Origin of the sequence: Bradyrhizobium guangdongense (genome assembly GCF_004114975.1) — a bacterium.
Classification (GTDB): Bacteria; Pseudomonadota; Alphaproteobacteria; order Rhizobiales; family Xanthobacteraceae; genus Bradyrhizobium; species Bradyrhizobium guangdongense.
Genome location: NZ_CP030051.1, coordinates 2,563,116 through 2,588,165 on the forward strand (window position 1 = coordinate 2,563,116; position 25,050 = coordinate 2,588,165).

The following is a 25,050-nucleotide window of genomic DNA, read 5'->3' on the forward strand; positions in this document are numbered from 1 at the left end:
AGATCGTATGAGCAGACCAGCCAATCCCGTCACCGTGCCGCTCGCGGATTATTCACCGCAGCACTTCCTCCTCGCCGTGGTTGAGGGAGTTGCCACGGTAACGCTCAATCGTCCGGAACGGAAGAATCCCCTGACGTTCGAGAGCTATCGCGAGCTAACGGACTTCTTCCGCGCTTGCGCCTTCGACGATGCGATCAAGTCGATCGTGGTCACCGGTGCCGGCGGCAATTTTTCGTCCGGCGGCGATGTGTTCGAGATCATCGGCCCGCTGGTGAAAATGGACACCAAGGGGCTGACGGCGTTCACGCGGATGACCGGTGATCTCGTCAAGGCGATGAGGGCCTGCCCACAGCCGATCGTCGCTGCCGTCGAGGGCATCTGCGCCGGTGCCGGCGCGATCATTGCCATGGCGTGCGATATGCGGCTCGCGGCGAGCGGAGCCAAGGTGGCATTTCTGTTCAACAAGGTGGGACTTGCCGGCTGCGACATGGGCGCCTGCGCGATCCTGCCGCGGATCATCGGCCAGTCCCGCGCCTCCGAGCTCCTGTACACGGGTCGGTTCATGACGGCGGAGGAGGGCGAGCGCTGGGGCTTTTTCAGCCGCATCGTCACGCCGGAGCAGGTGCTGCCCCAGGCGCAGTTGCTGGCCAAGCAGGTCGCGGAAGGGCCGACCTTCGCCAACACCATGACCAAGCGGATGCTGGCGATGGAATGGGCGATGTCGGTCGAGGAGGCGATCGAGGCGGAGGCTGTTGCTCAGGCCTTGTGCATGATGACGGCCGATTTCGAGCGCGCTTTCGAGGCTTTTGCCAACAAGGTCAAGCCGGTCTTCAGGGGCGATTGAGCGGCGGCCCTTGAGCACCGCTGCCTGAAACCGGACTTGCCAGAAATTATTTTAGGCTTAAAATAGTTTTATGCCCGGGTAAACTGGCGAGGCTCCCATGAAAGTCGCGATTATCGGTGGTGGACCTGCAGGTCTTTACGCTGCGATCCTGCTCAAGAAGCAGCGCCCGAGCGCCGACATCAGCGTGTATGAGCGCAACCGGGCCGACGATACCTTCGGCTTCGGCGTGGTGTTCTCGGACGCAACGCTGGACAATTTCGAAAAGCATGACCTGCCGAGCTACCGCCGCATCACCCAGGAATTTGCCTATTGGGACGATATCGCCGTGCATTTTCGCGGCACGGTACACCGCGTCGGCGGCAACGGCTTTTGCGGCTGCTCCCGGCAAAAGCTGCTCCTAATCCTCCAGGAGCGCGCGCGCGAGCTCGGTGTCAGCCTGCACTTCGAAGTGGATATCGACGATGAGGCTCGCTTTGCTGATGCCGATCTCGTCTTGCTCGCCGACGGCGTCAACAGCCGTTTTCGCGAGAAATATGCCGAGCACTTCCAGCCGGAAGTCGACCTCCGCGCCAACAAGTTCGCATGGATGGGCTCGACCAGGCCGCTTGATGCCTTCACCTTCATCTTCCAGGAGACGGAGTGGGGGCCCTTTATCGCCCACGCCTATCAATACGAAGCCGGGCATTCGACCTGGATCTTTGAAACCGATCCGGACACGTTCGCGCGCGCCGGCCTGACGGGGCTCAATGAGACTCAGTCCGCCGCGCGGATGGCCGATATTTTCGGGTGGTTTCTCGATGGGCACAAGCTGCTCACCAACCGCTCGATGTGGCGCAACTTCCCGATGATCCGCAGCAAACGCTGGGTCAAGGACAACATGGTCCTGCTGGGCGACGCCAAGGCGAGCGCGCATTTCTCGATCGGTTCCGGGACCAAGCTGGCAATGGAAGATGCGATCGCGCTGGCAGAGGCGATGGCCAAGGCGCCTGGCATCGACGCCGCCCTCGAGGTTTATGAGCACGGCCGCCGCGAGGAGGTCGAGAAGACCCAGCACGCTGCCGACGTCTCTTTGGTTTGGTTCGAGCACGTTGACCGGTTCTGGGATTTCGATCCCGTGCAATTCGCCTTCGGCGTGATGACGCGCTCGAAGGCGATCACATATGACAATCTGAAGCTCCGCGCGCCGGATTTTGTGGCCGAAGTCGATAAATCCTTTGCCAGACAAGTGCGGAGCAGCGGCTTCGACGTCGACATCGAGAGGCCGGCGGTGCCGCTGTTTCAGCCATTCCGGTTGCGCGAGATGGAGGTCGCCAACCGGGCGGTGATGTCGCCGATGTGTATGTACTCGGCCAAGGAGGGCGTGCCGACCGACTTCCATCTGGTGCATTACGGATCCCGCGCGATTGGCGGCGCAGGCCTGATCTTCACCGAGATGACCTGCGTCAGTCATGATGCCCGGATCACGCCGGGCTGCGCCGGGTTGTGGAACGACGAGCAGGAGAGAGCGTGGCGCCGCATCGTGGATTTCGTCCATGCCAACTCCGCGGCGAAGATCTGCCTGCAACTCGGGCACGCGGGGCGCAAGGGCGCGACCAAGCTGATGTGGGACGGCATCGATCGCCCGCTGGATGAAGGCGGCTGGGACGTGGTCTCAGCATCGCCGCTGCCCTATTTCCCCGACAGCCGGGTGCCGCGCGAACTTGACCGCGCCGGGATGGTTGCGGTGCGAGATTTGTTCGTCGAGGCGGCCGAGCGCGGCGAGCGCTGCGGCTTCGACATGCTCGAGCTGCATTGCGCTCACGGCTATCTGCTCGCGAGCTTCATCTCGCCGCTGACGAACGCGCGTACGGACGAGTATGGCGGCTCCCTCGAAAATCGCCTGCGCTTCCCGCTCGAGATTTTCCAGGCTCTGCGGGCGGTGTGGCCGAAGCACAAGCCGATGTCGGTGCGTATTTCCGCAACCGATTGGGCCGATGGCGGCATCACGGGCGACGATGCGGTGGCTATTGCCCGGGCCTTCGCTGAGGCTGGCGTCGATCTCGTCGACGTGTCGACCGGCCAGACCGTCCGCGATGCGCAGCCGGTCTACGGGCGCATGTTCCAGACACCGTTCTCCGATCAGGTCCGCAACGAGGCGCGGGTGGCCACCATGTGTGTCGGCAATATCACGACTGCGGACCAGGCCAATACCATTTTGGCGGCCGGCCGGGCCGACCTGGTTGCCCTTGGCCGGCCACATCTGGTCGATCCCTTCTTCACCATGAAGGCGGCGGCCTGGTATGGCGCAAACGAGGCGTTCTGCCCACCGCAATATCTGCCAGGAAAGGAGCAGATTTTCCGCAATAGCGTCCGCGACCGGCAGGATCTCGAGGAGCTTAGGATTAAGGCTAAGCCAAAGACGCGGGCCGAGCTCAAGGCGGAGGCGACAAAGCCGCTTGCAGCGGAGTGACCGCCCGTGCGACCTTAACCCCATTGCCTGGCGTATTCGAGTGGAGTTGAGGGCGATGAAGGCGATTATCGTCGGTGGTGGTATTGGTGGTCTCACCACGGCCTTGATGCTGCGGGCTCGCGGCATCGGTTGCGAGATTTTCGAGCAGTCCGATACGATCCGCGAGCTTGGCGTTGGCATCAACACGCTTCCGCACGCCATGCGCGAGCTCGCCAGCCTTGGCCTGCTGGAGAAGCTCGATGAGGTCGCGATCCGAACCGACCAGCTCTACTACCTCAACCGCCATGGCCAGGAGGTCTGGCGCGAAGCCCGCGGCATCGACGCCGGTCACGACGTGCCGCAATTCTCGATCCACCGAGGCCGCCTCCAGGGCGTTATCCATCACGCCGTCGAGGAGCGGCTTGGCGCGGAGGTCATCCACACCGGTTGCCGGCTCGGTGCATTCACGCAAGATGAGGGTGGCGTCACCGCCTATTTCTTCGACCGCACCGGCGCGCACATCCACACCGCGCGCGGCGATATCCTAATTGGCGCCGACGGCATCCACTCGCGGGTCCGCGACACGCTGTTTCCGAACGAGGGGCCGCCGTGCTGGAACGGCCTGATGCTCTGGCGGGGTGCGCGTGACTGGCCGCTGTTCCTGACGGGCAAGTCGATGATTGTGGCCGGGGGGCTCAATGCCAAGGTGGTGATCTATCCGATCGCGGAGGGTTCAAGCTCGGCCAGCCGTCTCACCAATTGGGCAGTGCTGGTGAAAGTGGGCGAGGGCAACGCGCCGCCTCCACGCAAAGAAGACTGGTCGCGCCCGGGCCGGCGCGAGGAGCTGATGCCGCATGTGACACGCTTCTCCGTTCCTTATATCGACGTGAAGAGCCTGATCTCGGCAACGCCCGAATTCTACGAATACCCGACCTGCGACCGCGATCCCTTGCCCTATTGGTCATCAGGTCGCGTCACGCTGCTCGGCGATGCCGCGCATCCCATGTATCCGGTGGGATCCAATGGCGCCTCGCAGGCTATCCTCGACGCGCGCTGCCTCGCGGATGCTTTGGTGCGCGCCGAACATCCACGACAGGCGCTCATGGAATACGAGAAGAAGCGGCTGCCGATGACCGCGGAGATCGTCCGCTCCAACAGGCGCGGCGGCCCGGAGGGCGTCATCGACGCCGTCGAGCAGCTCGCGCCTGACGGCTTTGACAATGTCGACAACGTTCTGAGCTATTCGCAGCGCGAGGCGATCGTGCGCGGCTATGCCACCAAGGCCGGGTTCGCGGCGGTGCCAGGCCTCGCAGCGGTGCGCGCCTGACGCCAGGGTTTAGCTGGCCCCGGGCGGCGGCGGCAGGAAATGGATGTTGAATTCAGCGGCCATCGCCACCACGTCCTCCGGCTTCTGTTCCTTCATATTGTGAAGGCCCCAGAACAGGTCGAACAGCTTTTTGGTCGGCGACACCCAGAACAGCACTTTTGCGGTCTGGTCCGACTTGTTGAAGATGCCATGTGGGACGCCCATCCCGAGCCGGATCAGATCGCCGGGAGTTGCCTGCGCCTCTGAATTGCCGAGCACGAAGTCGAGCTTCCCCTCCAGCATGTAGAGATACTCATCTTGATCGGGATGGATGTGCGGCGGCACGAACGTGCCCGGTGGCAAGGTCGCATGCCAGGAGAAGCTGTTCTCGGCGCAGCTCTTGGGCACATAGGTCTGGCCGAGGATGTTCCAGGAAATGCCCTGGATTCCCTCGTTGGCCCGCGTGATGCCGGTGATTTCGCTCTTCATTGCAGTCCTCCCTGAACGCGACCCCGCGCTCCTAGTTTGCCTTGCAGTCCTTGGCGTAACGGTCGCCATAATTCTCAAAAACCTTCTGGACAATCTCCGTCTGGAATTTGCCGTTCGGACGCTTGGCGACCTTGGTCAGGTAGAAGTCCTGAATCGGATAGCCGTTGGTGTTGAACTTGAACGACCCGCGTAGCGAGGTGAAGTCCGCCTTCTTCAGGGCGGCCGCAACCGCCTCCTTGTTGGAGAGATCGCCCTTTACGCTCTTGACCGCGCTATCGATCAGCATGGCAGCATCATAGGCCTGGAAGGCATAGGTGCCTGGCACGCTGTTGTAGGCGGCCTCATAGGCCGCGACGAACTTCTTGTTCTGAGGATTGTCGAGATTGGGCGCCCAGTTCGCGCCGCCGAACATGCCGACGGCCGCATCCTGCTGTGCCGGCAAGGTCGATTCATCCACCGTGAAGGCCGATAGCACGGGAATGCTGTCGGCCAGACCTGCCTGCTTGTACTGCTTGACGAGATTGACGCCGAGGCCGCCCGGCATGAACGTGAACAGCGCGTCGGGCTTCTGCGAGGCGATCTTGGAAAGCTCCGGCTGGAAATCAAGCGTGTTCAGCGGCATGTAGGACTCTTCGACGATCTCGCCCTTGTAGTCCAGCTTGAACCCCGCGACCGAGTCCTTGCCGGCCTGATAGTTCGGCACCATCACATACATCCGCTTGTAGCCGCGATCCTGCGCGACTTTGCCGAGGATTTCGTGCACTTGGTCATTCTGGTACGAGGTCACATAGAAGAACGGGTTGCAGTCCTTGCCAGCGAAGGTCGACGGGCCGGCATTGGGGCTGATCAGGAATGTCTTGGATTCGGTGACCGGACGGTGGATCGCCTGCAGGATGTTGGAGAAGATCGGACCGACGACGAAGTCGACCTTCTCGCGCTCGAGCAGTCCTTTGACCTTGGTCACGGCCGCGTCGGGTTTCAACTCGTCATCGACAACGACCACGTCGACATCGCGGCTGCCCATCTTGCCGCCGAGATCCTTGACCGCAAGCGCAAATCCGTCGCGAACCTGCTGACCGAGCGCAGCGGCAGGTCCCGATAGTGTCACGATCACGCCGAGCTTGATCTTGTCCTCGGCGAGGGCAGGGCGCATGGCGGTGCCGAGCAGAAACGCGGCCGCGGCCAAGGTCAGTTGCGTCTTCATGATCTGTCCCCCCGTAATATCGGGCTTGCGTTGCAAGCCGCGTACTTGGATCCGAGCTTATGCCGATGACGCCTGCCGCGGCAAGCAAGCTTGGGAGGTCGCCATCGTATGGGCGCGGCGCATGCAAGCCCCGCGCCAATTACTTGAAGCCTAAAGAAATTCGCCTGCGATCGATTGTTGCAGCTTTGGGCTTGCGGCCGGCGCTGATTTATTTGAAGCTCAAAACGTTGGGAAGCCTGCCGGCGCCCATGCCAGCGGGGAATGATCGCATCGAGATGCTCGATTCCGAGACCAAGGCCGTCGAAACGCCCGAGGACCACGCCGACGAGCTCCGGCTGTGGTTGCGTCTGCTGACCTGCACGACCCTGATCGAGGGCGAAGTTCGCGGTCGCTTGCGGCAACGCTTCGACGTCACGTTGCCCCGGTTTGACCTGATGGCGCAGCTCGACAAGGCCCCCGATGGCATGACGCTGTCGGACGTCTCCAAGCGCATGATGGTGTCCAACGGCAACGTCACCGGGCTCGTCGAACGCCTCGTGGAATCCGGCCATCTCGACCGCCGCACCTCGGAGACGGACCGCCGCGTCCAGGTAATCCGCCTCACAAAACTCGGTCGCGCCGAATTTCGCCGGATGGCTGCGGAACATGAAACCTGGATCGCCGATCTGTTCGCCGATCTGACGCCAAAAGACGTGCGCGAGCTCATGCGGCTGCTGGCCAAGACCAAGGCCTCGGCGCAGAAATCGGCCGCGCGCCGCCGGCCCTAGGCGCCCCGCAATCCCACTTTGCCGCACGAAAATGCATGGGATGCCCAAAATCCGCTATTGCGCGAAATTGTTTTAAGCCTAAAATGTTTTCCAGTAAGTGCTGCCGGGTGCTTTCCATGCGCAAAGGAGCGTGCGATGGCCAACGCCGCCAAGGTTCAAGTCTCGGGCTCGCATGACGCAAACGCTGCGACCGCCCATGTCGACACATTTGCGCGGCAGCATCTGCCGCCGCCCGAGCTCTGGCCGGAGTTCATCTTCACGCGGCCGGAGTTGCAATATCCATCCCGATTGAACTGCGTCAGCTACTTTCTCGACCGCTGGGTCGAGCAGGGGCGCGGCGAGGCGCCGTGCGTCATCAGTCCCGCCGTCAGCTATACCTATCGCGAACTGCAAGCGCTGGTGAACCGCATCGCCAATGTCCTGGTCAGCAAGCTCGGCCTTGTAACCGGAGGGCGCGTGCTGCTGCGCTCGGCCAACAACCCGATGATGGTCGCAACTTATCTTGCGGTGATCAAAGCCGGCGGCATTTGCGTCGCGACGATGCCGCTGCTGCGCGCGAAGGAGCTGTCCTATCCGATCCAGAAGGCAGAGATTACGCTCGCCCTCTGCGACGGCAAGCTCTCCGAAGAGATGGAGAAGGCGAAGCAGGCTGCGCCTGGACTGAAGCGCGTGGTCTATTGGGGCAATGGTGCTCCCGACTCGCTCGAGGCGTTGATCGCCGATGCGAGCCCGGAGTTTAGGGCGGTCGATACGGCTTCCGACGACATATGCCTGATCGCATTCACATCCGGAACAACCGGCGATCCCAAGGGCACCATGCATTTCCACCGGGACATGCTGGCGGTGTGCGATGCTTACGCGCGGAACATCCTGCGGGCCGAGCAGAACGACCGTTTCATTGGCTCCGCGCCGCTTGCTTTCACCTTCGGCTTCGGCGGGGTGCTGTTTCCAATGCACATCGGCGCCTCCTTCGTCGTGCTCGAGAAGACGACGCCCGATGAGATCCTGGCGGCAATCGAACAATACAAGACCACCGTCTGCTTCACGGCTCCGACCGCGTATCGCGCCATGATCAGCAAGCTCTCCGGCCGCGACATTTCATCGTTGCGCAAGTGCGTCTCCGCGGGCGAGACCTTGCCCAAACCGACCTTCGATGCCTGGCTGAAGGCCACCGGCATCAAGCTGATGGACGGCATTGGCTCGACGGAGCTCCTGCACATCTTCATCAGCGCGACTGAGGAGGAAATTCGTCCCGGCGCGACGGGCAAGCCGGTGCCGGGCTATGAGGCCAAGATCGTCGATGACGACGGCAATGATTTGCCGCCTGGCACGATGGGAAAGCTCGCGGTGCGCGGACCGACCGGTTGCCGCTATCTCGCCGACGAACGTCAGCGCAAGTACGTTCAAAATGGCTGGAATATTACGGGCGATACCTATCTGATGGATAGCGATGGCTATTTCTGGTACCAGTCGCGCTCCGACGACATGATCGTTTCCGCCGGCTACAACATTGCAGGCACTGACGTCGAGGCGGCGCTGCTCACGCACCCCTCCGTTGTCGAATGTGGCGTCGTCGGTGCTCCCGACGAGGCGCGCGGGATGATCGTGAAGGCCTATGTCGTTGCCGCACCCGGGGTGATACCGGACGCAAAGCTTGCAGCCGAGCTGCAGGAGCACGTCAAACGCGAGATCGCGCCGTACAAATATCCGCGCGCGATCGAGTTCGTGACGCAGCTACCGAAGACCGAGACCGGAAAATTGAAGCGCTTTGCCTTGCGTCAATTGGCGCAGGCAGCTGCGGCGTCCTCGGGCGTCGCGGCGGAATGAGATGAGGATCGAAAGTTGTCAGTAACGACGCCGAAAGGCCCCCAACTTGCGGTGCTGCCAGCCGCCACCGGGGATGATTCCAGCCCCAAATCTCAGGTGCTGCAGCCCTCGGGCTGGCCGATGCCGAAGGGCTATGCCAACGGTATGGCCGCAGAGGGCCGCCTCGTCGTCACGGGTGGTGTGATCGGCTGGGATGCCCAAGAGCGTCTCGCGGACGGCTTTGTCGCCCAGGTGCGCCAGGCCCTCAGCAATATCGCCGAGATTTTGGCCGAGGGGGGTGCGCGGCCCGAACATTTGGTGCGTCTGACCTGGTATGTCGTCGACATGGACGAATACCTGGCGAATCTGAAGGAACTCGGCCAGATCTACCGCGCCATCTTCGGTGCGCACTATCCCGCGATGGCGCTGGTCCAGGTCGTCCGTCTGGTCGAGAGGGCGGCGCGCGTCGAAATTGAAGCCACCGCCGTCATCCCTCTCTGAGCCGTTTCTGGCGCTCAGCTTGCTTTGGCGAGCTCATCGTCCTCGGGCGAGTTCAAATAGACGCCCGACATGGTATCGACCCAGCAAAGATGGTCGTGCACCTTCTTCACGCCCTCCACATTCTCCGCTGCGACGACCGCGGCTTGACGCGAGCGTTCTTCCGTAATGACACCGCTCAGGTGAACAATGCCGTCGCGCACGATGACGTTCAGCCCGAACGGGCACCAGTCGTGCTTCTCCATGGCATCAATGATGCGGCTGCGGATGTGATCATCGTCGGCGGTCGGGTCGGGCACCTCGCGCGCGAGGCCCGCCACTGCCTGCAGCAAGTTGGCGCGTGACACGATGCCGACGACCTTGTCGCCGCGAACCACCGGCAAGCGTTTGACGTTATTCCGCTCCATGAGCTCGACGATCTCGGCGAGCGCGGTATCCTCCGTGATGGTCACAGGCGATGTGGTCATCACCTCGGAAACCTTGCGACCGTGCTCGTGGACGAAGTCGCTGGCGGACGTGCCGGGGCCGAGGATGAAGCTCAGCCAGCGGCCGCGCTTGCGTCCGGTGCCGATCTCGCTTCGGCGGATGAAGTCGCCTTCCGAGACGACGCCGACCAGCTTGCCTCGGTCGTCGACTACGGTGAGGCCGCTGACGTGACGCTTCAGCATGATGTTCGCGGCCTCGACGATGCTGGTGTCGGGCGTGACCGAGATAACCGACCTGGTCATGATCTGGTGGGCGCGCATGGGAAGCTCCGCTGGCTTTTCGAATTTCGATGGTTAAGTCTAGATCGGGCGCCGAGAGAGCGTTTGACGCAGGTCAAGAGGACGAAGCCGGTTGTTGCGGATTTAAGCGATTGTGATCGGCCTCAGAATTGATGCAGCTCAACGCCCCCAAAGCAGGCGGCCATATCCTGCCCCCACATGCGATCAGCAGCGCACGGGAATCCCATGAACGTTGTGCAAATCCTTCCTCTGCCCGATCAGCCGGCGGCCTCCACCGAGCCTGTTGTGGACGTCGCCCGCTCAGTCACGAAAGCCGAGCCAAACGCGGAGAGATCGACCGTCCAGCCGGTGCCGGAGCCCTACCTGCTCGACCGCACGTTCCACGCCTTGCTCGCGCGGTTCACGGGCGGAATTTCGCCGACAGCCTTGCTGCTCGCCTGGCTTGACTGGGGCTGCCATCTTGCAGGAGCTCCACAGCGTCGAATGGAGATCGCTGAGCGGGTGGTTCGTGACACCGGCCGTTTGTTGGAAGCTGCCGCGCACGCGACCTCACCCGCGCAAGAGCCCTGGTCGGTGATCCGGCCGGACGGACGGGATCGCCGCTTCAGGGCGCCGCAATGGGAGGCCGCGCCGTTCAATATTGTTGCGCAGGCCTTTCTGCTCGGAGAGCGCTGGTGGCACGATGCAACGACTGGCGTGCGCGGCGTCTCGCGGGCGAACGAGGCTATCGTCGAATTCTCTGTGCGCCAGATGCTCGACATGCTGGCACCGTCGAATTTCGCAATGACCAATCCGCAGGTGCTGGAGAAGGCGTTCCAGAGCGGCGGGGAGAATTTCGTGTTCGGCGGACAGAACTGGTGCGGCGACCTGATGCGGTTGCTGTCGTCCGCGAAGCCGAGCAGAGACGAACAGTTCGTCGTCGGCAAGACTGTTGCGGTGTCGCCCGGCAAGGTTGTCTACCGCAACGAGCTGATCGAACTGATCCAGTATCATCCCACCACGGCGCAGGTGCGGCCCGAGCCGATCCTGATCGTGCCCGCCTGGATCATGAAATACTATATCCTCGATCTGTCGCCGCAGAACTCGCTGGTCAAATACCTCACTGAACAGGGCTTTACGGTCTTCGCGATCTCCTGGCGCAATCCGGACGCAAGAGATCGGGATGTTGCGTTCGACGATTACCGCAAGCTGGGTGTGATGGCCGCACTGGATGTGATTGGCCGGATCGTGCCGGCACAGAAGATTCACGCGCTCGGTTATTGTCTCGGCGGCACCTTGCTGTCGATCGCTGCCGCCGCAATGGCGCGCGACGGCGACGATCGCCTCGGCACCATCACTCTCCTGGCCGCGCAAACTGATTTCACCGAGGCCGGCGAGCTGACGCTCTTCATCAACGAAAGCCAGGTTACCTTTCTCGAAGACGTGATGTGGCAACGAGGCTACCTCGACACGGCGCAGATGGCCGGCGCGTTCGCGCTGCTGCGTTCGAACGATCTGATCTGGTCGCGGTTGTCGCGTGACTACCTGATGGGCGAGGCCTCAGCGCCGAGCGACCTGATGGCCTGGAATGCCGACGCGACGCGGCTGCCCTATCGGATGCATTCGGAATACCTGCGAAAGCTCTTCCTCAACAATGATCTTGCTGAGGGACGTTATCGCGTCGGCGGCGGAAACATTTCTCTGTCCGACATTCACATCCCGATGTTCGTGGTCGGCACGCTCACCGATCACGTGGCGCCGTGGCGATCCGTCCACAAGCTTCACTATCAGGTCGATGCCGATCTGACCTTCCTGTTGACCAGCGGGGGCCACAATGCCGGCGTCGTGGCGCCGCCCGACGAGGCTGGGCACAGCTATCAGGTGATGACCAAGGCCGCGGACGCGCCCTATATCGGCCCGGATGAATGGCTGAAGCTGGCACCGCATGTCGAGGGGTCGTGGTGGCCGGAATGGACCCGCTGGCTCAGCGCGAAATCCGGCGAGTTTTGTGATCCGCCACCGATCGGAAATGGCGACATTGATGGCCTTCCCGATGCACCGGGCGACTACGTCCGCACTTAAGGCTTGGGCTCAGCATCCGGAGTGAGGTCGGAGGGGCGCAAGGGTTTGGCCTTGTCGAGTTTCCGATAGGCCATTGAGGCCGTTCGCAGCAACTTCTTTTCGCGCTTGTGGTCCAGAAAACGAATCGCTGCTTCCGGAACGGCCTCCCTCAATGAGGCGGCCAGCGCCTGACCGCGCGCATCATCGTTGAGCTGTCCAAGGGCTTTTTGCGCCTTGCGCAATTGCTTAAGGATCGCCTTTTGCTTCTTCAGCGACTTGTCGGCGAACAGATCCTCCAGCGACTCGATCGAATAAGTCAGTCGCTTGTTGAGAATGCGCAGCTTGTGCCGTTTCTCGACGTCGAGCTTGCGCAGCTTCCGGGCCTTCCTCAGCAGCGTCCTTTCCCAATCGGTCAGTTGCACCATGGCGTGGTTGGCGAGCGGACAGCGGCGAAGTCTGATGGCCTCCTTGCTCCGCCTGGTTGACCAGGGGCCGCCCTCGATCCAGCCCGATGTCTGTTCGACCAGACGGCGATATCTTGCCGATTGCAGCGCGCGGGCCAGCAGGCGGTGACTTTCGGCGCGCTTGTCGTCCCAGTGCTGGAGTTCGGCGAGCTTGCCGCCGGAGGCCATGCGTTCGATCGCAACATCGAGGTCCCGCACCATGCCGAGCTGGCTGTTCAACCATTTCAATTCGGCCCAGACTTTGGGGCGTAGCGCATCGTCGACCATGGGCGAAAAGAAGCGGATCGCAGTCCGCAGATGGGTCAGGGCGATCCGGATCTGGTGCAACGCGTCCGGATCGCCACGGCATGTGCGGTCGTGCTGGGCGAGCACGGCGGCGAGATGACGGCGGGCAATGATCCGAAAGGCCGTATCGCACGCCATACCGGGGCTGAGGCGGCCCGGCCGCCCAACGCGGCCCGCCGGCGGCTTGGCATGGCCGGTGGCCCTCGAACTCGTGGTGGGTCGCGCCATCCTAGCTCGCGCCTATCAGATTGCCTTATTTGCCTTTAGCGATCGCATCCCGGCAGCTTTGGAGCGTCTGCGCTTGTGTTCCGGATGCATCGATGCTCGCCCACCCGACACGCCCGATCTTATAGCGCTCTTGCAATGCGGCAACCTCTTGCGTGGCATCGGAGGCATCGCCGCGCCGGCTGCCGATGCGCGCCTGCCGGGTTGCCAGATCCGCGACGAGGAAGAGTCCGGTGAGAGGCACGTTGCAATCTCGGGCCAGTGCGGCGATGGCCTCTCGCTCGACGTCGCGGGCGAACACGCCATCGATGATCACCGAATGGCCCTGGGCCAGCACATGGTGGGCGCGCTCGGCCAATGTTGCGTAAACCCGCTCTGCAAGTTCGGGCGTGTAGGCGGATGGTGGCAGCCGGTCCGTGTCGGCCACCCCGAACATCTGCTTGCGAATGACATCGCTGCGCAACACGACGGCCCCCGGCTGCGGCGCGACTGATGGTGCGAGCGCCGCTGCCAAAACCGTTTTGCCGGTGCCCGACAGCCCGCCGACCGCGATCAGACGGGGAGCGGGCGGCTGGATCAGCGTTCGGGCAAGGTCAAAATAGCGCCGCGCCTCGTCAAGGATGCGGACATCATCGGAATGTGACTTCAGCCGTGCCAGGGCCACTTGGGCGCGGATCGCGGCGCGAATGGACATGAACAGGGGCAGCGCGCCGAGCGCATCGAGGTTTTCGGACGGCGTCGCGGCAAGATACCGGTTCAGGACAACGTTTGCGGCGAGCGACTGATCGTGGCGCAGCAGGTCCATCAGCGTGAAGGCGAGATCGTAGAGCACGTCGACCGTCGCCATCTGTGCATCGAACTCGATGGCATCGAACAGCACCGGCCGCTGATCAATCAGCACGATATTGGCGAGGTGCAGATCGCCGTGGCAACGGCGCACGAAGCCTCGGCGGCCGCGTTCTTCAAGCAAAGGATGGGTGCGCAGGAATGCATCGTGCGAGGCCCGCGCGAGTTGTTCGATGTCCGCGCCCTGAAGGTCATTGCCAACTCGCAAGCCCGCGCTGTTGCCGTCGATCAGGGCAGGAATCGAGGACATCCAAGCCTTGCCGTCGGCAGGCGTCGCCGCCGCGTGCGATGCCACGATTGCGCCGGCAATGGCTGATGCAAGATCCGCGTCGAACGTTCGCGCCTTCGCCAGATGGTCCAGCGTCTGGTTCTCGTCGAAACGAGACATGTCGACGGCGTATTCGATCGGTCGGCCGCGGCCATTGACCTTTACCGATCCGTCCGGCTCCTCGGTGATCGCGACAACACCGTGGTAAATCTGCGGCGCCAGTGGCCGGTTGATCCGGATTTCCTCCTCGCAGGCCGCCTTGCGCTTCTCAAGGCTGGAATAGTCGAGGAAAGGAAACAGCACGGCCCGCTTGATCTTCAAAGCGCGATCGCCATCGAGAAAGACGGAGGCGCCGTGCGTATCGATCCGCGTCACGCCCTGATGTCCAGCCAGTGTCTGGAAGATCCGTTCCTGGATCGTCGTTTGATTGTCCAGCGAAGCAGACATTCCAAGCACCGTCAGGGCGTCAGGACGGCTGCGCCCAGAATCTGGCCGTTCCTCAGCATGCCCAGAACCTCGTTGGCTTGATCCAGCGGAAATGCCGTCGTCTCGGTGCGCACACCGGCTTGTGGTGCGACCTTGAGAAAATCCAGTCCGTCCTGCCGGGTCAGATTGGCGACCGAAACCAATTGCCGTTCCTCCCAGAGCAAATCATATGGAAAGCTCGGGATGTCGGACATATGGATGCCGGCGCACACCACGCGACCGCCTTTTCGGACGGCGCGCAACGCAGCCGGAACGAGTTCCCCCGCCGGTGCGTAGATAATAGCGGCATCGAGCGGCTCGGCGGGCATTTCGTCGGAAGCTCCCGCCCAGACGGCACCAAGACGTCGCGCGAGGGCCTGAGCGGGGGCATCGCCGCGCCGCGTGAACGCGTAGACGGATCGTCGCTGCCAGATTGCGACTTGTGCAACGATATGGCCGGCCGCGCCAAAGCCGTAGAGGCCTAGTCGCTCTGCGGGACCAGCCAGCACCAGCGAGCGCCAGCCGATCAGACCTGCACACAGCAAAGGCGCAATCTCCACGTCATTGTCGCCTTCGCCGAGCGGAAATGCATAGCGGGCATCGGCGATGGTGTGCGTTGCGTAGCCGCCGTCACGCGTATAGCCGGTGAACAGCGGTGCGTCGCACAGATTTTCCATGCCTTCCCGGCAGTATCGGCATTTTCCGCATGTGAAGCCAAGCCAGGGAATGCCGACCCGGTCACCAAGCGCATGGGTTGCAACATGAGGACCGACGAGGTCGATCCGCCCAATGATCTCATGGCCGGGCACGATCGGATAGCGAATATCGGGTAGCTCGGCGTCGACGACATGCAGGTCGGTCCGGCATACCCCGCAGGCTCCTATCTTCACCCGGATCTGGCCATCGCCGGGGACCGGGTCTGGCCGCTCCTCCATTCGAAGCCGCGCTCGTGGGGCCGGTAACACCATCGCACGCATAAGTCTCTCCGGGGCGAACCGCTCCGACTGAATACCCATAGAACCACCGAGCGGCCAGTACCTTGACTTTGCTCAACGCCCCTCATCGCTTGCGTCGGAGGGCGTTCGGCGCCTTGACGAGAATCAAGGGAGCTGACGAAAAGCGGCCTATTTTGGCTGGCAAGGAGAATCCCGATGGCCATCAAGGACGTCTTTTTGCCGCTTGTCGGTCAGCCGAGTGGGCCTGCGCTCGCCGCAATTGAGAAATGCGTCGCCGTTGCCGCTGACCTCGGTGCCAGAATCACCGGGCTTGCGCTGGAGGACGATGTTTTCGTGCGCCCGAAGGTGGTGTTTCCTAATGGCCCGGAGTCCGCCGAACTCAGCGTTGTGTGCGAGGCGGGCGATATGCAGCAGCTCCTGAATGCATTCACCGAGGCGGCCGCGCGCACTGGTACGCGTGCCCAGAGCCGATCGGGCAGGGTGCCGGCGGACCAGATCGCATCGACCCTCGCGGAGCATGCACGTTTCAGCGATCTCAGCCTAATCCCCGTAAAGGCCCACGATAGCCGAACCGAAAGCATCGTAGAATCGTTCCTGTTTGAATCCGGCAGGCCGCTGCTGCTCTGTCCCGAGCAGCACGCGGGCTCGCTGCGGCCGGAATTCGAGCATGTCGTCATCGCCTGGGACCACTCGGCGCGCGCCGCGCGCGCGGTTGGCGACGCTCTGCCGATTATTCAGGCAGCGGCTTCCGTCCGGGTGGTGACCGTGGCGGAGGACAAGACCGAAGCGATCGCGCAATCGGGTCTCAGTCTTGTCCATCACCTCAGAGAGCATGGGGTCTATGCGTCCTTCGAAACTGTGAAGAGCGGCGGGAGCTCGATCGGCAAGGTGCTGGGGGCTTGGGCGCAGTCCCATGCCATCGACGCCATCGTCATGGGCGCTTATCACCATTCGCGCCTGAATGAGACGGTCTGGGGCGGTGTGACCAAGACTGTCATCGGCCAGCCACCGTGCTGGGTGATGATGTCGCACTAGGTGCGTTTCCAAGTATTATCCGGGTTAGCTTGGTAATTGACGGACCCGTTGCCCGATCGGACGATTGTGACCATGTCGACCTACCGCCTGAAAAACCTGTTGTCGCCCCAGTCAGTCGCCCTCATCGGGGCCAGTCCCCGCCAAGCGTCCGTGGGACGCGCGGTCCTGGAAAACGTTCGCAAGTCCGCCTTCAAAGGGCAATTCGGCCTTGTGAACGCGCGTTATAGCGAGATCGGCGGGATGGCTGCGGTGAGCAGCCTGGCTCAACTGCCTTTCGTGCCGGAGCTGGTCGTCATTACTGCGCCGGCGGGTCAGGTTCCTGACATTATCGATCAAGCCGGGCGTCGCGGCTCGGCCGGCGCGCTGATCGTCTCGGCAGGGCTCGGTCATGGACCGGGTTCGCTCGAGGAAGCTGCCATCGCAGCCGCGCGCAAATATGGCATGCGGCTGATTGGCCCCAATTGCCTTGGCATCATGATGCCAAGTGTCAGCCTGAATGCCAGTTTCGCCGCGCACATGCCGGGAGCGGGAACCCTCGCACTGATCTCTCAATCGGGCGCGATCGCGGCCGGCATGGTGGATTGGGCCGCGCAGCGTGGCGTCGGCTTCTCGGGCATCGTCTCGATCGGTGACCAGATCGACGTCGACATCGCGGACTTGCTCGACTATTTCGCGATGGACCATAAGACGCGTGCCATCCTGCTCTACATCGAGGCCGTCAAGGACGCGCGTAAGTTCATGTCGGCGGCGCGCGCGGCTGCGCGTGTGAAGCCTGTCGTTGTGGTGAAGTCCGGCCGGATGGCGCAGGGTGCGAAGGCTGCCGCCACACATACGGGCGCGCTCGCGGGCGCGGACGCGGTCTATGATGCTGCCTTCCGGCGCGCCGGCGTCCTTCGGGTGTCTGATCTGCGTGAGCTGTTCGATTGTGCCGAGACGCTCGGTCGCATCGGATCGCCGGCGGGAAAGCGCCTGGCTATTCTCACCAACGGTGGCGGCATCGGTGTCCTGGCGATCGACCGGCTGGCGGACCTCGGCGGAATTCCCGCTCCCATGACGCCGGATACGCGCCAGAAGCTGGATGCAGTGCTGCCGCCGACCTGGTCCGGCGCAAATCCCGTCGACATCGTCGGCGACGCCGACGCCTCGCGTTATGCGGCGGCGCTGGAAGTGCTGCTCGAGGATCCCGGCAATGACGCGGTCCTCGTGCTCAACGTGCAGACCGCGATTGCTTCGGCCGCCCAGATCGCCACGACCGTGACCGAGCTCGTCGGCAAATATCGCGAGAAACACCGCAGCTGGGCCAAGCCGGTGCTGGCAGCCTGGGTCGGAGCCGATCAGGAGATCATTGCGACGCTGTCCGGAGCCGGCATTCCGAATTATCCAACCGAGGACGATGCCGTACGCGGCTTCATGCATCTGGTCCGTCATCGCGAGGTGGTCGACGAGCTGAGCCAGGTTCCCCCGGCGATGCCCGACACTTTCGTACCGGATGTGGCGGCTGCGAAGCAAATTGTCACGACGGCCATCGCCGATGGTCGCAAATGGCTTGAGCCCGTCGAGATCAAGCATCTACTTGGGTGCTATGACATCGCGATGGTGCCGACCTATGCAGCTAATAGTATCGAGCAGGCGGTCGCCTATGCGGACGAGATATTCGCACAAGGGGCGACCGTTGTGCTCAAGATCCTGTCGCGCGATATCGTGCACAAATCCGATGTCGGCGGGGTCGTGCTCAACCTGACAACGCCGGCAGCGGTGCGCGGGGCAGCGGCCAATATTCTTGCGCGGGCGAAGACGTTGCGGCCTGATGCCCGCATTGACGGCGTCATCGTGCAAGCGATGGTCGTCAAAGCAAAGGCGCGCGAGCTGATCCTGGGCCTCGCCGACGATCCCACCTTCGGCATGGTGGTCGTATTCGGCCGAGGCGGCACGGCGGTGGAGATCATCAACGACAAGGCCCTGGCGCTGCCGCCGCTCGATTTGCAGCTCGCCCGGGATCTGATCGATCGAACCCGCGTGTCGCGGTTGCTTCATGCCTATCGTGACGTGCCCGCCGTCAAGCAAGACGCTGTCGCCCTGGTCCTAGTCAAGTTGGCGCAAATGGCGACGGACATCCCCGAAATCCGCGAACTCGATATCAATCCGCTGCTCGCGGATGAAACCGGCGTCACGGCGGTCGACGCCCGCATCGCGGTGGGCCCGCCGCAGCGGAAATTCGCAGGCACAGGCCCGGCCAATCTCGCGGTCCGCGCCTATCCGTCACAATGGGAGCGCCGCTTCACCCTCAAAGATGACTGGCACATTTCGGTGCGTCCCCTGCGCCCGGAGGACGAGCCGACCATCCACGAGTTCCTGCGCCATGTGACGGCCCATGATCTGCGCCTGCGCTTCTTTGCGCCGATGAAGGAATTTACCCACGAGTTCATCGCGCGCCTCGCCCAGCTCGATTACGCGCGCGCCATGGCGTTCGTCGCATTCGACGACAAGAACGAGATGGTCGGCGTGGTACGGATTCACTCGGATTCGGTCTATGAGAGCGGTGAATATGCGATCCTGTTGCGATCCGATCTCAAGGGCAGGGGGCTCGGCTGGGCTCTGATGCAGCTGATCATCGATTATGCGAAGTCGGAAGGGCTCAAGACCATCTCGGGCGACGTGCTCAAGGAGAACGTCGTGATGCTCGAGATGTGCAGGCAGCTCGGCTTTGAGGTGAAGCCGGACCCGACCGAACCGGATATCTGCGACGTCCGGCTTAAGCTCTGAGGCTTGCGACTACGAGCGAGCTTCGGACGCTGTGGTTGCGGCAGTGGTTGCGGCAGGCGCCCTGGCCGGCTTTCGCATGTTTTTGACGATGATCGCGATCAGCGGCACCAGCACCGGCACGATCGTGCTGAACGGATGATGGACCGCGCCGGTCAATTCGGCCTGGAATGCGCGGGCTTCGACTTGAAGTGCTTCGATCGATGTGTCGTGGATTTCATTGGCAAGCTCTATGTCGCGGCCTGAGGGCGGACGACCGGCGACGACGAAGAGAACCGCCGCGATGACAAAATTGATCGCTCCGAGAGCGGCGGCTGCGCCGATCGCGCTCCAGATCTGGACCAGCGCGAAATAGGCGGCCAGCTCCAGCATCAGGAGCCCGAATGCGGCGATCAGCGCCGCAAAGGCTCGCAGACCGAGCCCGATCAGCAGGTGGCGGAGCCTGATATCAGCGATGATCCTGTCCGTGCGCCAGAGGGCGCGCAGATGTTTGACTACATTCTCGGTATTCACCTAATGTCTCCTCAGCATGAAGCCGACGACCACGCCGAGCGCAAACGCGGAAGCGAGCGAGGCGACCGGGCGTTCGGTGATGAGATCGTGCAGCTGCTCCTGCTCCTCGCTGACGGTTTCGCCGAGCTCGGCCAGAGCGGCCTTAATCTGATCGGCGAGGGCCTCAGTGCGGTCCTTTGACGTCGCGAACACGTCCTCCCCGGCGGTGCTCAGCAGACGTGTGACGTCAACCTTCAGTGCCTTCAGCTCATCGCTCATTCTGCCAGTATCGAACATTGGCGGTCTCCATTGCATAAGGAAAGCCTATGCGAGCGGACCCAATGGCCATTGATTTGCGTCAATCGGGCTGCTTCATGCCGGCCTAGAACATCAACAATCGGGGACCGGTCGTCTCATGAGGATATGCGTGTGAATTCGGAACCTCTGCTGCTCGCAACGCCATCTGGCGATAAGCTGGAATTACGGCCCGAGGGCCCGTGGATTGCAGCCAATGTAGCAACGCTCGAAACGCTGTCCCGATCGGTCGGTGCGGAGGTCTCTCGATCGAGAGCCGTAACTCTGGATATGTCGGGAATCAGCGCGCTCGATACGCTCGGCGCATGGATCCTGGAGAAACTGTCGCGCCAGGCCGCATCAGCCGGGAGACCGGCCGATATCGTCGGCGTGGCCGATCACTTCAGTGGCCTGCTGGAGGAGGTGCGACAGGTCAACCGCCACACGCCGGCACAGACAGCCGCGTCCAACCCATTCCTGCTTAGGCTGAACGATCTCGGCAAGGCGACGATCGGTGCCCGTGAAGACGTCACGATCTTTCTGCAAATGCTCGGCGCCTTGTTCATGGCCGTGCTTGGCGTGCTGCGCCGGCCCCGCTCGCTCCGGTTGACATCGCTGGTCTATCAGCTCAACCGGATCGGGTTGCAGGCGATCCCCATCGTCGTGCTGATCACGTTCTTGATTGGTGCCATCATTGCCCAGCAGGGTTTCTTCCATTTTCGCAGGTTCGGCGCGGAATCCTACACCGTCGACATGGTGGGCATCCTCGTCCTGCGTGAGCTCGGCGTGTTGATCGTTGCGATCATGGTCGCGGGACGTTCGGGAAGCGCCTATACGGCGGAGCTTGGCTCGATGAAGATGCGTGAGGAGATCGATGCGCTGTCGACCATGGGGCTCGATCCCGTCGACGTTCTGATCCTGCCGCGGGTGGCCGCGCTCGTCATTGCACTGCCAATCCTGACCTTCATCGGATCGATTGCCGCGCTCTATGGCGGCGGTCTCGTCGCGCAGTTCTACGGTGACATGGGGCCGGCGATCTACATCGCCCGGCTGCACGAGGCGATTTCTGTCACTCACTTCGAAGTCGGCATCCTGAAAGCCCCGTTCATGGCGCTGGTAATCGGGATCGTCGCCTGCAGCGAAGGGCTGCGGGTGAAGGGCAGCGCGGAGTCGCTCGGCCGGCAGACGACGACATCGGTAGTCAAGTCGATCTTCCTGGTGATTGTGCTCGACGGCCTGTTTGCGATCTTCTTCGCCTCGATCGGAATGTGACGATGCCCGAGCCGCATGCAGAGATCGCGATCGGGGTTCGGGACCTCGTCGTCGGCTTCGGTCGCCAGACCGTGCTCGACCACCTGTCGCTGGACGTCCGCCGCGGCGAAATCCTCGGCCTGGTGGGGGCCTCCGGCGGTGGCAAGTCGGTGCTGATGCGCACCATCATCGGTCTGATCCCGCGCCGTGGCGGCAGCATCGAGATCATGGGGCAGCCGATCGGCAGCGCGCATGACCGCAGCACGGCCACGAGGTGGGGCATCCTGTTTCAGCAGGGCGCACTCTTCTCTTCGCTGACCGTCCGGCAGAACGTGCAATTTCCGCTTCGCGAAAACCTCACGCTGTCGCAGGAGCTGATGGATGAGATCGCGATTGCCAAGCTCGAGATGGTCGGGCTACGTCCGGAGGACGGCGACAAATACCCGTCAGAACTGTCTGGTGGTATGACCAAGCGTGTCGCACTGGCGCGCGCGCTTGCCCTCGATCCCCCGATACTGTTCCTCGACGAGCCGACGTCCGGTCTTGATCCGATCGCCGCGGGCGATTTCGACGCGCTGATCAGGACGCTGCAAAAGACCCTGGGGCTGACCGTGTTCATGGTGACCCATGACCTCGCCAGCTTAACAACTGTCTGCGACCGCGTCGCCGCGCTTGCCGACGGCAAGATCGTCGCGATCGGCCCGATGCGCGAATTGCTGCAATCCGAGCATCCCTGGGTGCGCGCCTATTTCCACGGCAAGCGCTCGCAGATGCTGCAACACGAGATGAGATGAAACATGGAAACCCGCGCTCCCTATGTGCTGATCGGGACATTTGTGCTGGCTGCAATCCTCGCGGTGTTCGGCTTCGTCTATTGGCTGAACAACACCGGCGGCATCGGCCCGCGTACCAGCTATCACGTCCAGTTCCAGGGACCGGTGCCGGGCCTGCTGGTCGGCGCCGGGGTGCTGTTCAACGGTATCCGGGTCGGCGAAGTGACCCAGCTCGGGCTCGCGCCGGACAATCCCCGCTTCGTCAATGCCACGATCTCGGTGGCCTCGACGACACCCGTGCGGACCGACACCAAGGTCGGCCTTGAGTTTCAGGGATTGACCGGCGTGCCGGTGGTGACGCTGGAGGGCGGCATGATCATCGCCAAATCCGGCGAGCCGCTGACGCTGGTCGCCGAGGCCGGGGCCGGCCAGAGCATGACGCAGGCGGCACGCGATGCCCTGCGGCGCGTCGATACCGTGCTCGAGGACAACTCCGGACCACTCAAGGACACCATCGCCAATCTCAAGACGTTCTCGGACGGGCTGGCGCGCAATACCGGCAAGATTGACGGCATCCTGGCTGGCCTTGAGAAGATGACCGGCGGCGGCACGCCTGCGCAGAAGATTACCTACGATCTGCACACGCCGCAGAATCTCGGACCGGCCGGCAAGACGTTATCGGCGTCGCTGGCCATTCCCGAGCCGACCGCCGTTGCCATGCTCCAGACGCAGCGGATGCTGTTTTCGCCGGTTGGCGACATCAAGGGCTTCGCCGATTTCCTCTGGGCTGATAGCATCCCGAAGCTGGTGCAGGCGCGGCTGATCGACAGCTTCGAAAATTACGATATCGCGCACGCTCCGCTACGGACGGCCGATCTGGGGCAGGCGGACTATCAGCTCCTGATCGACATCAGGCGCTTTCGCATTGCCACCGACGGCGAGAGCCGGGTGGAGATCGGACTGTCGGCGCGGATCGTCGACAAGAACGGCAAGGTGATCGCATCGCGCCTGATCGAGACCAATGAAAAGCTCGACAAGGTCGAGCCGGCCGCCGCCGTTGTGGCGTTCGACGCAGCTTTTGCCCGCATTGCCAAGGACCTGATCGGCTGGACGGTGCAGGCGGTGTGACAGCACCTACGTGCTATTGAAGCGTCTTCAGATAGGACAGTAGGTCATGGATCTGGTCCGGATCGAGTTCGAAGGCCGGCATGTCGGCGTGGCCGGTATAGATGCCTTCGGCGAGCGCTTCCTCAAGGGTATCAATCGGGTAGCGCTGGTGCAGGGTCCTGAACGGCGGAGCCATCTTAAGCGGGCTATCGGAGCGACGGTCGATTGCATGGCAGCGCGCGCAATTGACCCGTGCATAGGATTTGCCGCGTTGTTCGGCCGTCGGCGCGGCAAGCGCGGGCGTGGTCAACAGCAGCACGATCAAGCCGTGGCGCAGTGCGTTTTGAAGCATGGAAATTGGTCCCGTCGAACTCTCGATGCACAATAGGGTGGGGACGGACGCCAAATTTGATCTTGGTCAATCGCGTTTGGCGCAATGCAGTAAAATGCACTCCGCGCGGCGGGATCCGCCAGGGGCGAAACCGGGCGATCGAATGGGTTGGATGAGGGCTTCTGTGACCATGATTGAGCCGAACGGTCATTCTTGCAGCGATTGTGCGGTCCGCGGCTTCGCGGTTTGCGCCTCGCTGGACCCGGCCGAGCTTGGGGAATTCGAGCATCTTGGGCGCCGCGTTCATTTCGCGACGGGAGAGACTGTGTTCTCAGAGGAGGACATCACGACCTCGTTCTTCAACCTGCTCGAAGGCGTCATGCGGCTCTACAAGCTGCTGCCCGATGGCCGCCGACAGATCGTGGGCTTTGCCCTGCCCGGGGATTTCCTGGGGATGAATATGTCGGGCCGCCACAATTTCTCGGCCGATGCGATTGGTGCGGTGACTGCGTGCCAGTTCGCGAAGGTGCCGTTTAGCCGCTTCATCGAAGACCGGCCGCATCTGCTTCAGCGGATCAATGAGCTCGCAATTCGCGAGTTGAGCCAAGCGCGTGACCACATGGTCCTGCTCGGCCGCCGCTCGGCGGACGAAAAGGTCGCGACGTTTCTGCTCGGCTGGCGCGAGCGGCTGATCGCGCTCAAGGGATCGTCGAATACCGTTCCCCTCCCGATGAGCCGGCAGGATATCGCCGACTATCTCGGCCTAACCATCGAGACCGTCAGCCGCACCTTCACCAAGCTGGAGCGGCATGGAGCGATCGAGATCATCCATGGCGGAATCTGTCTGCGCGATCCCGCGCGAGTGGAGGCTTTGGCTGCGGCCTGAAGTTTGGTCTGCGCCGGAGCACTTGATACTTTTTGATCCGGATCAATGACGCCGATGATCGGTCGCAAATAATGCCCAGAACAAGATATTGGGAGGGCACGATGCCGACTGATGCGTTGCTAGTGACCATTGCGGTCGTGACGATGTTTGTCGTATTCGCCGCGGCCTTGGCTTGGGCGGACCGACAGACCAGCGGAGTCCGGCTCGATTCGGATGCGAGGCGTTGAATTTTCCGAGATCATAGTCGTATGTTGACGCGCGCCTCAACTAATAACGGAACGGGGTGCAAAATGAGTCCAACATACTCGCCCAGGTCGAGGTTTTAGTAAGAGGGATATTAGAGCTCACGCCCCGGTGAATGCACCGCTGGTATGGCCGCGACTTTCGAGGACGCGCGTATGGCGTTTGAAAACTAATCGGCGATCCTCCTATCTAAGCGGACGGAAGCCGGTTTCGAGGCATAGGGGGCGCGCGATACTGGACTGCGCGGATGTATGCTGCATGG

General features: G+C 62.5%; 22 protein-coding genes. 13 read left to right on the plus strand and 9 right to left on the minus strand.

The window, feature by feature from the left end; translation table 11 throughout:
- The first annotated feature begins 7 nt into the window (after positions 1–7).
- The 3 genes from X265_RS12305 (at position 8) to X265_RS12315 (ending at position 4,599) form a co-directional block, all read left to right on the plus strand.
- Entirely contained in the window at positions 8–844 is an 837-nt protein-coding gene (locus X265_RS12305; RefSeq protein ID WP_128965057.1) for an enoyl-CoA hydratase family protein, read from the plus strand.
- A gap of 97 nt (positions 845–941) precedes the next feature.
- Positions 942–3,293 carry a bifunctional salicylyl-CoA 5-hydroxylase/oxidoreductase gene (locus X265_RS12310; protein ID WP_128965058.1) on the plus strand — a complete coding sequence of 784 codons (2,352 nt, stop codon included), beginning with the start codon at positions 942–944 and terminating at the stop codon, positions 3,291–3,293.
- 55 nt (positions 3,294–3,348) lie between these two features.
- A complete protein-coding gene (locus X265_RS12315; protein ID WP_128965059.1) occupies positions 3,349–4,599 on the plus strand; it encodes a flavin-dependent oxidoreductase in 1,251 nt (416 codons plus the stop codon).
- A 9-nt stretch (positions 4,600–4,608) separates the two neighbouring features.
- Here X265_RS12315 and X265_RS12320 read toward each other — a convergent pair whose 3' ends face one another.
- Complete coding sequence (locus X265_RS12320) at positions 4,609–5,067, minus strand: cupin domain-containing protein (protein WP_128965060.1); 459 nt, start codon at positions 5,065–5,067, stop codon at positions 4,609–4,611.
- A 31-nt stretch (positions 5,068–5,098) separates the two neighbouring features.
- Positions 5,099–6,271, minus strand: a complete 1,173-nt coding sequence (locus X265_RS12325; protein WP_128965061.1) for an ABC transporter substrate-binding protein — start codon at positions 6,269–6,271, stop codon at positions 5,099–5,101.
- A gap of 248 nt (positions 6,272–6,519) precedes the next feature.
- Between X265_RS12325 and X265_RS12330 the strand changes: the two genes are divergently transcribed.
- From X265_RS12330 to X265_RS12340, 3 genes are all read left to right on the plus strand, one after another.
- Positions 6,520–7,038: a MarR family winged helix-turn-helix transcriptional regulator gene (locus X265_RS12330; protein ID WP_164938539.1), complete on the plus strand. Its 519-nt coding sequence runs from the start codon at positions 6,520–6,522 to the stop codon at positions 7,036–7,038.
- A gap of 135 nt (positions 7,039–7,173) precedes the next feature.
- Positions 7,174–8,865, plus strand: coding sequence for a benzoate-CoA ligase family protein (locus X265_RS12335; RefSeq protein ID WP_128965062.1), 1,692 nt, complete (start codon positions 7,174–7,176; stop codon positions 8,863–8,865).
- Positions 8,866–8,880: 15 nt separating this feature from the next.
- Complete coding sequence (locus tag X265_RS12340) at positions 8,881–9,345, plus strand: RidA family protein (protein ID WP_128965063.1); 465 nt, start codon at positions 8,881–8,883, stop codon at positions 9,343–9,345.
- Positions 9,346–9,359: 14 nt separating this feature from the next.
- On the opposite strand, the gene X265_RS12345 is transcribed toward X265_RS12340, so the two are convergent.
- Positions 9,360–10,088, minus strand: coding sequence for a CBS domain-containing protein (locus tag X265_RS12345; protein WP_128965064.1), 729 nt, complete (start codon positions 10,086–10,088; stop codon positions 9,360–9,362).
- Between the two features lie 204 nt (positions 10,089–10,292).
- On the opposite strand from X265_RS12345, the gene X265_RS12350 reads away from it, so the two are divergent.
- Positions 10,293–12,128: a PHA/PHB synthase family protein gene (locus X265_RS12350; protein ID WP_128965065.1), complete on the plus strand. Its 1,836-nt coding sequence runs from the start codon at positions 10,293–10,295 to the stop codon at positions 12,126–12,128.
- Here the strand turns inward: X265_RS12350 and X265_RS12355 are convergent.
- From X265_RS12355 to X265_RS12365, 3 genes are read right to left on the minus strand one after another with little or no spacing between them, the layout of a single operon-like run.
- Positions 12,125–13,084: a CHAD domain-containing protein gene (locus X265_RS12355; protein WP_128965066.1), complete on the minus strand. Its 960-nt coding sequence runs from the start codon at positions 13,082–13,084 to the stop codon at positions 12,125–12,127. The genes X265_RS12350 and X265_RS12355 overlap by 4 nt on opposite strands.
- Before the next feature lie 25 nt (positions 13,085–13,109).
- Positions 13,110–14,642 (minus strand): bifunctional aminoglycoside phosphotransferase/ATP-binding protein, encoded by a 1,533-nt coding sequence (locus X265_RS12360; RefSeq protein ID WP_164938540.1) that lies wholly within the window; start codon positions 14,640–14,642, stop codon positions 13,110–13,112.
- 11 nt (positions 14,643–14,653) lie between these two features.
- Positions 14,654–15,637, minus strand: a complete 984-nt coding sequence (locus X265_RS12365) for a zinc-dependent alcohol dehydrogenase family protein (RefSeq protein WP_128965067.1) — start codon at positions 15,635–15,637, stop codon at positions 14,654–14,656.
- Between the two features lie 174 nt (positions 15,638–15,811).
- Between X265_RS12365 and X265_RS12370 the strand changes: the two genes are divergently transcribed.
- Together X265_RS12370 and X265_RS12375 are read left to right on the plus strand one after the other, a co-directional pair.
- The gene (locus X265_RS12370) at positions 15,812–16,651 is read left to right on the plus strand and encodes a universal stress protein (RefSeq protein WP_128965068.1); all 840 of its coding nucleotides are present in this window, start codon (positions 15,812–15,814) and stop codon (positions 16,649–16,651) included.
- A 72-nt stretch (positions 16,652–16,723) separates the two neighbouring features.
- Entirely contained in the window at positions 16,724–19,414 is a 2,691-nt protein-coding gene (locus X265_RS12375; protein ID WP_128965069.1) for a bifunctional acetate--CoA ligase family protein/GNAT family N-acetyltransferase, read from the plus strand.
- A gap of 9 nt (positions 19,415–19,423) precedes the next feature.
- Here X265_RS12375 and X265_RS12380 read toward each other — a convergent pair whose 3' ends face one another.
- The gene (locus X265_RS12380) at positions 19,424–19,924 is read right to left on the minus strand and encodes a phage holin family protein (RefSeq protein ID WP_128965070.1); all 501 of its coding nucleotides are present in this window, start codon (positions 19,922–19,924) and stop codon (positions 19,424–19,426) included.
- Entirely contained in the window at positions 19,925–20,200 is a 276-nt protein-coding gene (locus X265_RS12385) for a hypothetical protein (RefSeq protein ID WP_128965071.1), read from the minus strand.
- 132 nt (positions 20,201–20,332) lie between these two features.
- On the opposite strand from X265_RS12385, the gene X265_RS12390 reads away from it, so the two are divergent.
- From X265_RS12390 to X265_RS12400, 3 genes are read left to right on the plus strand one after another with little or no spacing between them, the layout of a single operon-like run.
- On the plus strand, positions 20,333–21,469 hold the full coding sequence (locus X265_RS12390) for an ABC transporter permease (protein WP_128965072.1): 1,137 nt from the start codon (positions 20,333–20,335) through the stop codon (positions 21,467–21,469).
- A 2-nt stretch (positions 21,470–21,471) separates the two neighbouring features.
- Complete coding sequence (locus X265_RS12395) at positions 21,472–22,242, plus strand: ABC transporter ATP-binding protein (protein ID WP_164938541.1); 771 nt, start codon at positions 21,472–21,474, stop codon at positions 22,240–22,242.
- Between the two features lie 3 nt (positions 22,243–22,245).
- Positions 22,246–23,349, plus strand: a complete 1,104-nt coding sequence (locus X265_RS12400; protein ID WP_128965074.1) for an ABC-type transport auxiliary lipoprotein family protein — start codon at positions 22,246–22,248, stop codon at positions 23,347–23,349.
- Positions 23,350–23,362: 13 nt separating this feature from the next.
- Here the strand turns inward: X265_RS12400 and X265_RS12405 are convergent, their stop codons facing one another.
- Complete coding sequence (locus tag X265_RS12405; protein WP_128965075.1) at positions 23,363–23,680, minus strand: c-type cytochrome; 318 nt, start codon at positions 23,678–23,680, stop codon at positions 23,363–23,365.
- 151 nt (positions 23,681–23,831) lie between these two features.
- Here X265_RS12405 and X265_RS12410 point away from each other — a divergent pair, with 151 nt between their 5' ends.
- A complete protein-coding gene (locus X265_RS12410; RefSeq protein WP_128965076.1) occupies positions 23,832–24,545 on the plus strand; it encodes a Crp/Fnr family transcriptional regulator in 714 nt (237 codons plus the stop codon).
- Positions 24,546–25,050 lie beyond the last annotated feature (505 nt).